Annotated in this window: 15 protein-coding genes; 7 read left to right on the top strand and 8 right to left on the bottom strand. The window is 61.0% G+C overall.

Features of this window, described 5'->3' with window-relative positions:
* Nucleotides 1-182: 182 nt before the first annotated feature.
* Nucleotides 183-440, top strand: a complete 258-nt coding sequence (locus J3P73_RS11070; RefSeq protein ID WP_011651684.1) for a YjhX family toxin — start codon at nt 183-185, stop codon at nt 438-440.
* 46 nt (nt 441-486) lie between these two features.
* On the opposite strand, the gene J3P73_RS11065 is transcribed toward J3P73_RS11070, so the two are convergent.
* The 5 genes from J3P73_RS11065 to J3P73_RS11045 form a co-directional block, all read right to left on the bottom strand.
* Nucleotides 487-762, bottom strand: a complete 276-nt coding sequence (locus J3P73_RS11065; RefSeq protein ID WP_130672481.1) for a hypothetical protein — start codon at nt 760-762, stop codon at nt 487-489.
* A 21-nt stretch (nt 763-783) separates the two neighbouring features.
* Nucleotides 784-1,284 (bottom strand): GNAT family N-acetyltransferase, encoded by a 501-nt coding sequence (locus tag J3P73_RS11060; protein WP_207579964.1) that lies wholly within the window; start codon nt 1,282-1,284, stop codon nt 784-786.
* Nucleotides 1,275-2,756 (bottom strand): Asp-tRNA(Asn)/Glu-tRNA(Gln) amidotransferase subunit GatA, encoded by a 1,482-nt coding sequence (gene gatA, locus J3P73_RS11055; RefSeq protein WP_207579963.1) that lies wholly within the window; start codon nt 2,754-2,756, stop codon nt 1,275-1,277. The genes J3P73_RS11060 and gatA overlap by 10 nt, the downstream gene beginning before the upstream one ends.
* Before the next feature lie 57 nt (nt 2,757-2,813).
* Nucleotides 2,814-3,101, bottom strand: coding sequence for an Asp-tRNA(Asn)/Glu-tRNA(Gln) amidotransferase subunit GatC (gene gatC, locus J3P73_RS11050; protein WP_017964081.1), 288 nt, complete (start codon nt 3,099-3,101; stop codon nt 2,814-2,816).
* A 69-nt stretch (nt 3,102-3,170) separates the two neighbouring features.
* The gene (locus tag J3P73_RS11045) at nt 3,171-3,875 is read right to left on the bottom strand and encodes a metal-dependent hydrolase (RefSeq protein ID WP_207579962.1); all 705 of its coding nucleotides are present in this window, start codon (nt 3,873-3,875) and stop codon (nt 3,171-3,173) included.
* A gap of 179 nt (nt 3,876-4,054) precedes the next feature.
* On the opposite strand from J3P73_RS11045, the gene ruvX reads away from it, so the two are divergent.
* Nucleotides 4,055-4,549 carry a Holliday junction resolvase RuvX gene (ruvX, locus tag J3P73_RS11040; protein ID WP_018073400.1) on the top strand — a complete coding sequence of 165 codons (495 nt, stop codon included), beginning with the start codon at nt 4,055-4,057 and terminating at the stop codon, nt 4,547-4,549.
* On the opposite strand, the gene J3P73_RS11035 is transcribed toward ruvX, so the two are convergent.
* The 3 genes from J3P73_RS11035 to J3P73_RS11025 all read right to left on the bottom strand — a co-directional run bounded on the left by J3P73_RS11035 (nt 4,486) and on the right by J3P73_RS11025 (nt 5,776).
* Complete coding sequence (locus tag J3P73_RS11035) at nt 4,486-4,818, bottom strand: DUF6105 family protein (RefSeq protein ID WP_018073399.1); 333 nt, start codon at nt 4,816-4,818, stop codon at nt 4,486-4,488. The genes ruvX and J3P73_RS11035 overlap by 64 nt on opposite strands.
* Entirely contained in the window at nt 4,815-4,988 is a 174-nt protein-coding gene (locus tag J3P73_RS11030; protein WP_003539039.1) for a hypothetical protein, read from the bottom strand. The genes J3P73_RS11035 and J3P73_RS11030 overlap by 4 nt, the downstream gene beginning before the upstream one ends.
* 128 nt (nt 4,989-5,116) lie before the next feature.
* Nucleotides 5,117-5,776, bottom strand: a complete 660-nt coding sequence (locus tag J3P73_RS11025; protein WP_018073397.1) for a TetR/AcrR family transcriptional regulator — start codon at nt 5,774-5,776, stop codon at nt 5,117-5,119.
* Between the two features lie 248 nt (nt 5,777-6,024).
* On the opposite strand from J3P73_RS11025, the gene map reads away from it, so the two are divergent.
* The 5 genes from map (at nt 6,025) to J3P73_RS11000 (ending at nt 12,016) form a co-directional block, all read left to right on the top strand.
* A complete protein-coding gene (gene map, locus J3P73_RS11020; protein ID WP_012757260.1) occupies nt 6,025-6,861 on the top strand; it encodes a type I methionyl aminopeptidase in 837 nt (278 codons plus the stop codon).
* A 7-nt stretch (nt 6,862-6,868) separates the two neighbouring features.
* On the top strand, nt 6,869-7,696 hold the full coding sequence (gene radC / locus J3P73_RS11015) for a RadC family protein (RefSeq protein WP_018073396.1): 828 nt from the start codon (nt 6,869-6,871) through the stop codon (nt 7,694-7,696).
* A 118-nt stretch (nt 7,697-7,814) separates the two neighbouring features.
* Nucleotides 7,815-9,221 carry a Si-specific NAD(P)(+) transhydrogenase gene (gene sthA / locus J3P73_RS11010; RefSeq protein ID WP_207580006.1) on the top strand — a complete coding sequence of 469 codons (1,407 nt, stop codon included), beginning with the start codon at nt 7,815-7,817 and terminating at the stop codon, nt 9,219-9,221.
* Nucleotides 9,222-9,278: 57 nt separating this feature from the next.
* A complete protein-coding gene (locus J3P73_RS11005) occupies nt 9,279-10,088 on the top strand; it encodes an endonuclease/exonuclease/phosphatase family protein (protein WP_174827014.1) in 810 nt (269 codons plus the stop codon).
* Nucleotides 10,089-10,246: 158 nt separating this feature from the next.
* On the top strand, nt 10,247-12,016 hold the full coding sequence (locus J3P73_RS11000) for a B12-binding domain-containing radical SAM protein (RefSeq protein WP_018073393.1): 1,770 nt from the start codon (nt 10,247-10,249) through the stop codon (nt 12,014-12,016).
* Nucleotides 12,017-12,044: the final 28 nt, after the last annotated feature.

Below are 12,044 nucleotides of genomic sequence, written 5' to 3'. Positions count from 1 at the left end.
TTTTCCGGGCTGAATAATAAACCCTATCGAGGTGTTTTATGTTGAGCCTGCCTGAGACCCGGTAAAGGCCCTGCCCGCAAGTTCGCTTGCGCGCATGGGCCCGAAAAACGAAGCCCTGACGTTCGAATGAGCGCCAGATCGTTTTTGTGCGCCCTGCCGGGCGCGACACCGGATCTCAACATATGGATATTTCTCGCACGGAGCAGCGCATCCTGCATCTCATGGCCCAAGGCGGCCGCATTGAAATTACCCGCGACGACGACAGGAAGATCGAGGCGGTCAGTTGCTTCACCCGCGACGGCTGGCTCTATCCCGGCGTCGATCTTGATCTCTTCCGCAGGCTGAAGCGCCTGAGGGCAATCAAGTCCTCAGGCGGCCAGCCCTACCGGATCACAGAAAGAGGGCTGAGGTTGGTCAGGTCGCAGCTGAACAACAGGTAATCGTAGCACTCCTGATCGTGTCTCGAAGGGGCGCGGTCAGGGGACCTCAAGCTTTTGCAGAAAGTTCCGTCCGCATGGCCGACCACTCGTCGGCCATCGTGCCCGTGCCGCGCCTCTTGCCGGCGCGGCGATACCAGTAATCGGCATTCCAGTCGTCGCCCTCGATGCGATGGCAAAGCGCGTGGCCCCAGTCGAACGGCTGTTCGCCTTCCTGGCGCTGGCAGATGTCGTGGACCGCCTGCCACTCCACGCCCATGGTGAAACCGCCGGCAGAGAGGCGATCAAATGCCTCGATCAATTGCGCAAGATCATTGCTGGCCATAAAACCTTCTCCTGGTTCCTGCTATCCGTCAGCCAACCGTTTCTCCAGATGCACCTTTTCAAGTTCGACACCCATGCTCTTTGAAAATTCGCGGCCGCGCCAGACGATGGTGAAGCCGCAGCGTTCGTAGAGCCGGATTGCGCCCTGGTTCCTGGCGTGCGTGTCGAGCCTGGCAGTCGCCAGCCCCTCTGCCGCCATCAACTCGCACAAATGAAGCAGGAGAGCCCGGCCGGCGCCCCGGCCGTGTTGCTCGGGATGCACCCAGAGGTCGGACACATAGTTCGGTTGGTTTTCACGCGCGCCCCAGCCGACGATCGTCCCGTCCCGTTCGGCAACGAAGATCTCACCTTTCGTTTCCTCGGGAAATATGGCGAACTCGTGCCGCACCCTGGTGATCACATCGGGATCGAGATAGCTGTCCTCGAAGGCATCGCTTGCGGCCCATGCTGCAAAGCCGACGGCGCCGACCGTTTTGTGGTCGGCAGCCGCTATTCTTCGGATCTTTAGATCCGTTACCACCACTTGGCCGGCGTAAACCGGCCGGCTGCCTGCTCGATGACGTGGGCAGTCTTGAAGAGGGTTTCCTCATCAAAGGGCTTGCCGATCAGCTGCAGGCCGAGCGGCAGGCCCTTGTGGTCAAGGCCAGCAGGCACGGCAATACCGGGCAGGCCCGCCATGTTGACCGTCACCGTGAAGATGTCGTTCAGGTACATCTTCACCGGATCGGCGGCGAGGTTCTCATCGGCAACGCCGAAAGCCGACGACGGCGTTGCCGGCGTCAGGATGGCGTCGACGTCGGCGTCAAAGGCGAGTTCGAAATCGCGCTTGATCAATGTACGCACCTTTTGGGCGCGGATGTAATAGGCATCGTAATAGCCGGCCGACAGCACATAGGTGCCGATCATGATGCGGCGCTTGACTTCCTTGCCGAAGCCCGCGGCGCGCGTCTTCTCATACATGTCGACGATATCCTTGCCGTCGACGCGCAGGCCGTAGCGCACGCCATCGTAACGTGCGAGGTTCGAGGATGCTTCGGCCGGAGCGACGATGTAATAGGCCGGAAGGGCGTATTTGGTGTGCGGCAGCGAGATGTCGACGATCTCGGCGCCGGCATCCTTCAGCCAGGCGATGCCCTGGCGCCAGAGGGTTTCGATCTCGTCGGGCATGCCATCAACACGGTATTCGTTCGGAATACCGATCTTCATGCCCTTCAGCGACTGGCCGAGGGCTGCTTCGTAATCCGGCACCGGCAGATCGACAGATGTCGTGTCCTTGGCGTCGACGCTTGCCATCGACTTCAAGAGGATGGCGGCATCGCGGACGTCACGGGCGATCGGGCCTGCCTGGTCGAGCGAGGAGGCAAAGGCGACGGTGCCCCAGCGCGAGCAGCGGCCATAGGTCGGCTTGATGCCGACGGTGCCGGTGAAAGCGGCCGGCTGGCGGATCGAGCCGCCGGTGTCGGTGGCGGTGGCGCCGGCGCAAAGATGCGCGGCGACGGCGGCGGCCGAACCGCCGGAGGAGCCGCCGGGCACGAGCTGCTGGTTGGAGCCTGCGGCGCGCCAGGGATTGATCACTGGGCCGTAATAGGATGTTTCATTCGACGAGCCCATGGCGAATTCGTCCATGTTGAGCTTGCCGAGCATGACGGCGCCGTCATCCCAGAGGTTCTGCGTGACGGTCGATTCATAACGCGGCTCGAAACCGTCGAGAATATGGCTGCAGGCCTGGGTGTGGACACCGACGGTGGCAAAGAGATCCTTGATGCCGAGCGGAATGCCTTCGAGGTCACCGGCCTTGCCGGCGGCGATGCGCTCATCGGAGTTCTTCGCCATGACGCGGGCGAGATCCGGCGTGACCTTTATATAGGCATTCAGCCGGTCATTGGCCGCATCGATCACCGAGATATAGGCTTCGGTCAGTTCGATCGCGGTGATTTCCTTGCCGCGCAGTTTCTGGCGGGCTTCGGCAATGGTCAGGCTGGTGAGTTCGCTCATCGTGTTTTCGCTTCAGATCTGGAAATGGCAACAGGGTCGGAACGAGGCTTCGAAGCCTTATTCGACGACTTTCGGCACCAGGAAAAAATTGTGGTCGGTGACGGGCGCATTGGCGACGATATCGGCTGCCTTGCTGCCGTCGGTCACCGCGTCAGTCCGCTTCTTCATCGCCATCGGGGTCACCGAGGTCATCGCCTCGACGCCGTCGACATTCACTTCGGAGAGTTGCTCGACGAAGCCAAGGATGCCGTTCAGCTCGCCGACCATGCGATTTGCCTCGTCCTCGGAGACGGCAATACGGGCAAGGCGGGCGACGCGCTTTACGGTGGCAAGATCGACGGACATGGCATTCTCCGGATAGGATTTTTCCTACCCGCTATAAAGGCCATGTCCGCCGTGTGCAACGGGGTTTCGTCAGATCGACAGGCTCTCGGAAGGCTTGATCGCCTTCACTTCCGTCTCCGATCCCTCCATGCCGGCAACGAATTTTCCCGCCGTCTGATCGATGATCGGGAAGGTGCCGTAATGGCAGGGGATCGCGGTCTTGAAGTTGAAATAGCGCCGGCAGGCAAGCGCGGCCACCGCGCCGCCCATGGTGAAACGGTCGCCGACCGGCACGAAACCGATATCAGGCTGGTGCAATTCGTTGATCAGCGCCATGTCGGAGAAGATGTCGGTATCGCCCATGGCAAGGATCGAGGCTTCGTCGTCGAAATGCAGCATCAGGCCGTTGGCGTTGCCGAGCGCGTGCGAGACGCCGTCCTCGGTGATCTGGGCGGAGGAGTGCAGCGCATTGGTGAAGGTCGCCGAGAAGCTGCCGAGCGCGATCGTGCCGCCGGTATTGCCCATCTCGATCTTGTCGACGCCCTTGGAGCCGAGCCAAGCGGCGAGATCGGCATTGGCGAGAACGACGGCGCCGGTTTCCTTGGCGAGCGCCACGGTATCGCCGACATGGTCGCCATGGCCATGCGTCAGCAGGATGTGAGTGATGCCTGTAGAAACATCCTTGATATCCTGGCCGGAAAAGGAGGCGTTATAGCTGAGGAATGGATCGAGCAGGATCTTCGCCTTTGATGTCTCGATGCGGAAGGCGGAATGGCCGAGCCAGGTGATCTTCATGAAATGTCTCCTTTATTACGTGATGCAAAGCCGGTTTCGATGCCACATCAAAGCATGAGAGCGTGATGTCGTCCGAAAACCGCTCACACTTTTCGGCGTCATGCCCTAAGGACATATCTTATGCGGCCGCAAAGAAAAGCGGCGGCGACTTCAATTTGTTTTGACGGGATGAAACGGCGATGACGGTGCTGACGATCGAGGAAATGGCCGAGACGCTTGCCCCGCGACAGGCAATTGCCGGCCTCGATCTCGGCACCAAGACGATCGGGCTGTCGATGTCCGATCTCGGACGGCGCTTCGCCACGCCGCGCACGGTGATCCGCCGCGTCAAGTTCACTATCGATGCGCAGGCGCTGCTCGACTTCGCACAATCGGAAAAGGTCGCAGGCTTTGTCATCGGCCTACCCATGAACATGGATGGATCAGCAGGTCCGCGCGTGCAGGCGACTCGCGCCTTCGTGCGTAATATGGAGCAGAAGACGGCGCTGCCCTTCGTCTATTGGGATGAGCGGCTTTCGACGGTTGCGGCCGAACGGACGCTGCTCGAAATGGACGTCTCGCGCGCCAAGCGGGCCGAACGGATCGATTCGGCCGCGGCAAGCTTCATCCTTCAGGGCGCGCTCGACAGGCTTTCCTTGCTGGCAAGGTCTGATGGAGATGAATTCAACGCCTGACGCGCCTTCCACCAGGCAATGATCGACTTGCGCTTCCGCAAGCCAAGGATGGCGAAGACGACGAGGCTGTCGACCGCGATCGCGCGGGCAACGAGCGGCGGGATAGACTCCGGCGGAATGCCGAGCGCCTTGCCGTAAAGCTGGAACGTCAGGTCATGGACCTGCCGCGTGAACATGAAGATGCCGAAACTCATGTCGTAATAGGAGAGCCAGTACCATCCGCCCAGAAAGACGATGGGGCCGGCCCAGAAGATCAGAAACCACTTCATGCGGCCTCTCCTCCATGCTTGCGCGCCACGGGCAGATCGAGGGAGACCAACCAGGTCGACAATGCCATGATGCAAAGCACCAGCGTCGGAATTGCGATATCCAGCGCCAGGACTGCGAAAAACATCATCGCGGTCACCAGAAACGCGGCTTTAGCGATCTTGGTTCCCATGGGCGTCAACTCGGGCTCTACTCATACATCTCTGCTCACCGCCACACTGTCGGGTTAACCAGCCCCACGCAATGTAAACCATTTGTTAAGGTTAACGCGGCGCCCGCCCCCTGTGGATAGTGCAGGTATCAGCCGTAAACGCCACGCACGATGCGCTTCAGCGCCGTTGCCGCCTTCTCCCAGTCCTTTGATGTCTTCAGCGACAGGCCGGCGCATTGTCCGCCGGCTGCGGCGGCAAGCACGAGGTGCTGAATCGCGGCGATGACGACGGCGTTGACGGCTGCGGCATCGACGCCCTTCGGCGGCGCCAGCGAGCCGCGCATGCGCTCCAGCCACAGGGCGAGCGCCTTCGAACGCGCATCGGACAACCGCCTCACCTGTTCGGTGTTTTCAGAAATCTCCCAGGCGAGGATGCGACGCATCAGCGGATCGGTTCTCAAGGCGTCGAGGAGGAGAAGCGACAGCCGCTCCATCAGGTCGCCATAGGTGAGCAGGAACATGCCGCCGGCGTCTTCCGGGATGCGATCCTTCACCCATGTGCCGAGATCGGTGCCGATCGCCTCGACCAACCCGTCGAGGCCGCCATAGTAGCGATAGATCAGCTGCTTGTCGCAACCGGCGCGGCGGGCAACCGCATTGATGCCGAAATTCTGGAAGCCTTCCTCGGCGAGCAGCCCCTTGGCGGCGGCAAGGATTGCGCGCTCGGTGGCGCCGCGATCACGCACGCGCCGTTCCGGCTCGCCACCGGCCCCAGGTGAATTTTCAAGATTTACGGCTTCATTCAGCATGATCGACCCTTCCCCACTGTCACCAATCGGTGAGTAGCGAGGAGACTTCACGCAATCAATCCTATCCCCTTGGGAAGATTGTGGATATTCCAGCCGGACCGTTGATTGTCCGTCGAATGGATGTGGAAAGCTGCACGTTGGACTGATCGGATCCGTCCAGAAATCTCGTCCTGGCAGTTGATCGTGATGGACGAACCCGGCATAGCTGCATTATGAACAAATCTAACAATCTCCGCTAAGGCCCTGCAATGGTGAACTATATCGAAGCCTCTACCGCGCCCCCGAAGAATACGGGCGCCATCCGGCTTTATGATGCTGAAGCATTCGAGGGTATGCGCAGGGCATGTCAGCTGACCGCGCGCTGCCTCGATGCGCTTGCCGACATCGTCAAGCCCGGCCTGCTGACCGATGAGATCGATCGGTTCGTCTTCGATTTCGGCATGGATCACGGCGCCTATCCAGCGACGCTGAACTATCGCGGCTACACCAAATCGACCTGCACCTCGATCAACCACGTCGTCTGCCACGGCATTCCGAACGACAAACCGCTGCGTGACGGCGATATCGTCAATATCGACGTCACCTTCGTGCTCGACGGCTGGCACGGCGATTCCAGCCGGATGTATCCCGTCGGCGTCGTCAAGCGTGCTGCCGAACGACTGCTCGAGGTCACCTATGAATCGCTGATGCGCGGCATTGCCGCCGTCAGACCCGGCGCCCGCACCGGCGCGATCGGCGAGGCGATCCAGACCTATGCGGAGGCCGAACGCTGTTCGGTGGTGCGCGATTTCTGCGGCCATGGCGTTGGCCGGCTGTTCCACGATTCGCCAAATATCCTGCATTACGGCCGCGCGAACGAGGGGCCGGAGCTGCGCGAAGGCATGATCTTCACCATCGAGCCGATGATTAACCTCGGCCGGCCGCATGTGAAGGTGCTGGCCGACGGCTGGACGGCGGTCACCCGCGACCGCTCGCTGTCGGCGCAATACGAACATACGGTCGGCGTCACCTCCGACGGCTGCGAGATCTTCACGCTGTCGCCTGGCGGGCTCGACCGCCCCGGCCTGCCGTCACACAACGGGTGACGGTTCGATGGCGAAGGGCCCCGTTTCGACATCTTCCGACGACGAGCTGCCTTTCCCAACGCAAGAGTCCCTTGCCGCCGACGAACGCTCGTTCTTTGGCGGACGGCCGCAAAAATCGTCCGCGCCGAATGCCAGGACCGCCCTGCCCGCCTCGCTCGCCGGCCAAGAGCATTATCACGGCCATCGCGAGCGATTGCGTGACCGCTTCCGCGAGCTCGGCGACACCGCGCTTGCCGACTACGAAATCCTTGAGCTGCTGCTTTTCCGGCTGATCCCGCGGCGTGACACCAAGCCGATCGCCAAGGCGCTGATCGAACGGTTCGGCTCGCTTTCCGGCGTCTTTGGGGCGCCTCAGGCGCTGCTGATGGAAGTCAAGGGCGTCGGCGAGGCCGTGGCGCTCGACCTGAAGCTGATCTCGACTGTCGCCCACCGGACGCTGAAGAGCGAGCTCAGGAGCAAACAGGTCCTGTCTTCGTGGTCTTCGGTCATCCAGTATTGCCATGCCGCCATGGCGCACGAGACACGCGAACAGTTCCGCATCCTCTTCCTCGACAAACGCAATGTGCTGATCGCCGATGAGGTACAGGGCCGCGGCACGGTCGACCATACGCCGGTCTATCCGCGCGAGGTGGTCAAACGCGCACTCGAGCTTTCGGCAACGGCGATGATCCTCGTGCACAACCATCCCTCCGGCGATCCCACACCATCGCGCGCCGACATCGACATGACGAAGGTGATCATCGATGCCGCCAAGGCGCTCGATATCACCGTCCACGACCACGTCATCATCGGCAGGGATGGTCATGTCAGCCTGAAGGGGCTGAAGTTGATCTGAAAGGCACAGGTCCGGCGGAATCGGCGGTCGTAAAACAATCTGTAACATTGACCGGCTAACGATGGACGGGCGACATTTTGCGTCGCAATATGATTCCTTTCCAATCCGGGGCTTGATGATGCTTCAGTACGATCTCGTTGTGGTGGGCAGCGGTCCCGCAGGGCGCCGCGGCGCGATCCAGGCGGCAAAACTCGGCAAGAAAGTGCTTGTCATCGAGCAGGGCAAACGCGTCGGCGGCGTGTCCGTGCATACCGGCACCATCCCTTCCAAAACGCTGCGCGAGACCGCGCTTAATCTTTCCGGCTGGCGCGAACGCGGCTTCTACGGCCGGTCTTACCGCGTCAAGGAAGAGATCAGTGCAGATGACCTGCGCCGCCGCCTGCTGATTACGCTCAACCACGAGGTCGAGGTGCTGGAACACCAGTTCGCCCGCAACCGCGTGCAGCATATTCGCGGCAAGGCGAGCTTCATCGATGCGTCGACGCTGCAGGTGATCAAGGATGACGGCGAGACCACCCAGGTCACCGCCGCCAGCGTGCTGCTTGCCGTCGGCACAAAGCCTTTCCGCCCCGATTACATCCCCTTCGACGGCAAGACCGTTCTCGACAGCGACGAACTGCTCGACATCCAGGACCTGCCGCGATCAATGGTCGTCATCGGCGCCGGGGTCATCGGAATCGAATATGCGACGATCTTCAGCGCGCTCGACACCGCCGTCACCGTCATCGATCCGAAGGCGACGATGCTCGACTTCATCGACAAGGAAATCATCGAGGATTTTACCTATCAGCTGCGCGACCGCAACATGAAGCTGCTGCTCGGCCAGAAGGCCGATAAGGTGGAGAGGCTCGAAAACGGCAAGGTCGAACTGACGCTCGACAGCGGCCGACGCCTGACGACCGACATGGTGCTTTTCGCCGCCGGCCGCATGGGGGCAACCGATGCGCTGAACCTTCAGGCCATCGGCCTCGACGCCGACAGCCGCGGCCGTCTCAAGGTCAATCCGGAAACCTTCCAGACATCGGTTGCCAACATCTATGCCGCCGGCGACGTCGTCGGCTTTCCGAGCCTTGCCTCGACCTCGATGGAACAGGGCCGCATCGCTGCCCGCGTCGCGGTCGGCGCGGTCGCCAAGGAGCCGCCGAAATATTTCCCCTATGGCATCTATGCCGTGCCGGAGATTTCGACCTGCGGCCTGACCGAAGAAGAGATGAAGGAGCGCGGTATTCCCTATGAATGCGGCATTGCCCGCTTCCGCGAGACGTCGCGCGGTCACATCATGGGCCTCGACACCGGGCTTTTGAAGCTGATCTTCTCGCTGAAGACCCGCCGCCTGCTCGGCGTGCATATCGTCGGCGAAGGTGCCACCGAGCTGGTCCATATCGGTCAAGCGGTGCTGAACCTCAAAGGCACGGTCGAATATTTCGTCGAGAACACTTTCAACTACCCGACGCTCGCCGAAGCCTACAAGATCGCTGGGCTCGATGCCTGGAACCGGATGGGCGACATCAAGTCAGAACTTTAAAACGCATCATGTAGACGGCGGAGCTGTCGTCTAAATCCGGCCGCCAAACGGAGCCCAATGACATTGCGCATCATTTCGCTGAACGCATGGGGCGGCAGGCTGCATGAGACCTTGATCGGCTATATCAGGCAAGCCGATCCGGATGTCCTGTGCCTGCAGGAAGTGCTGCGGGCGCCAGGTACGGGCGGCGGATGGTCGATCTATCGGGACGCGGGGCTGGAGCTGCCGCAGCGCGCCAATCTGTTTACTGAGATCGGCACCGCCCTGCCCGGCCACGACGGCTTCTTCTGCCCGACCTCGAGAGGCGAGCTTTTCGATGGCGATACCGCGATTGCCGCCGAATTCGGGCTGGCGACCTTCGTGCGCAAAACGCATTCCCTCATCGCAGAGGGGCTGGACTTCGTGCACGGCCGTTTTTCCGCCGATGGCTGGGGCGAACATCCGCGGCCGCGAAACGCCCATTGCATCCGCCTCTTCAGCCATGAGCACGCTTCTACCGTGACCATCGCCCACATGCATGGCCTGCGCGATCCCGCAGGCAAGGGCGATACCGCAGCGCGCAAAGAGCAGGCCGAGGCGCTGGTCAGGCTCATCGAGCGCGTCTGGCCCGGCGGCGAAAATCTCGTCGTCTGCGGCGATTTCAACGTGTTGCCTGACAGCGCGACCTTCACGATTCTCGCCAGACTCGGGCTTTCCGATCTGGTCACCGGAAACGGTCTTGTAGACACGCGAACCTCCTACTATCTGAAGCAAGGCCGCTTTGCCGACTACATGCTGGTGACGCCGGGGGTGAAGGTTGCCAAATTCGAGGTGGTCGAGGCGCCCGAAGTCTCCGACCATCGCGCATTGCTGCTCGATATCGGGTAGTATATTGAGGAGTGATACACTTCGCGAAGCGTTTGCGGGCCGTGCCGTTTTTTTACGCCTTAGTTTGACCTCCTAAATCGCATTGGTATGTCGTGCCTGTATATGCCTTCAACGCCATTTGCCTTCGGGCAAAAGCTTCTAGAGAAAGATAGATACTCTTGTCCCATGTCTTGGAAGCTGCGCGCAGACGTTTTCAGCTGATCTTGATCAAGCCGTCGCATTATGACGACGACGGCTACGTCATCCGCTGGTGGCGGGCGATGATCCCCTCCAATTCGCTGGCGGCGCTCTACGGCATTGCCGCCGAATGTGCCGAGCGCAAGGTGCTCGGAGACGATACGGCGATTGACATCACCGTGATCGACGAGACCAATACGCGGATCGATATCGCCGGACTGCTGGCGCAGTTCAAGCGTCACGACAATTTCGGGATGATCGCGCTCGTCGGCGTCCAGACCAACCAGTATCCGCGCGCCCTCGATATCGCCCGTCCCTTCCGCGATGCCGGCCTGCCGGTTTCGATCGGCGGCTTCCATGTTTCCGGCTGCCTGTCGATGCTGGATGGCAAGGCCGTCGGGCTCGACGCCTGCCGCGACATGGGCATCTCGATGTTTGCCGGCGAAGCCGAGGGCCGGCTCGACATGGTGCTGCGCGATGCCGCCGCCGGCGAGCTGAAGCCGCTCTACAATTTCATGAACGACCTTCCCGGCATCGGCGGCACGCCGGTTCCCTTCCTGCCGAAGGACAATATCCAGCGCACGCTCGGGCTCAGCACCAGCTTCGATGCCGGACGTGGCTGTCCCTATCAGTGCTCGTTCTGCACCATCATCAACGTGCAGGGACGCAAATCACGCTTCCGTTCGGCCGACGACGTCGAAAAGCTGGTGCGGATGAACTGGGCGCAGGGCATCCACAAATTCTTCATCACCGACGACAATTTCGCCCGTAACAAGGATTGGGAAGCGATCTTCGACCGGTTGATCGAACTCAAGGAGCGGGACGGTATCCCACTCGGCCTGATGATCCAGGTCGACACGCTCTGCCACAAGATCCCGAATTTCATCGAGAAATCCAGGCGCGCCGGCGTCACGCGCGTTTTCATCGGCCTTGAGAACGTCAATCCGGACAATCTGACCGCTGCCAAGAAGAACCAGAACAAGATCACCGAATACCGCAAGATGCTGCTCGCCTGGAAGGCCCAGGGCATCATGACGCTCGCCGGTTATATCTTGGGCTTCCCCGCCGACACGCCGGAGTCGATCCGCCGCGACATCACGATCATCCAGGAAGAGCTGCCGCTCGACGTCATCGAATTCTTCATCCTGACGCCGCTGCCTGGCTCCGAGGACCATCAGGTCCTGTGGAAGAAGGGCATCGAGATGGATGCCGATCTCAACATCTACGATGTCGAGCACGTCTGCACCGCGCATCCCAAAATGAGCAAACAGGAATGGGAAGACATCTACCACGAGGCGTGGTCGCTCTACTATTCGCCTGATCATATGAAGACGCTGCTGCGCCGCGCTGTGGCGACCGGGGTACCGCTGGCGAGGCTCGTCAAGGTTCTGGTCTCCTTCGCCACCACCGTGCCGCTGGAAAACGTGCATCCGCTGCAAAGCGGTCTGCTGCGCCTGAAGACCCCATCGGAGCGGCGCCCTGACCTGCCGCGCGAGAATCCGCTGGTCTTCTGGCCGCGCTTTGCCTGGGAAACCTTCCGCAAACATGCTTCGCTCGCCGGCACGATCATTGGCCTGACGATTTCGGCGTTCCTGATTTCAAGGGATGCAAAGTCGAAGACCTACATGGATCAGGCGCTGACGCCTGTCGCCGACGACGAAGAGGAAACGCTCCACCTCTTCACACAGACCGCAGGCGGCGCCGCAGCCGTGAGCCATGTCAGGAAAGTCGCGCAACTGACAGCGCATTGAGCGGTAATTCTTGAACGGCGGCTGACGC

The sequence above is a fragment of the Rhizobium ruizarguesonis genome (genome assembly GCF_017357285.1).
GTDB classification, from domain to species: Bacteria; Pseudomonadota; Alphaproteobacteria; order Rhizobiales; family Rhizobiaceae; genus Rhizobium; species Rhizobium ruizarguesonis.
This window is presented reverse-complemented; position numbering and strand designations above follow the sequence as displayed.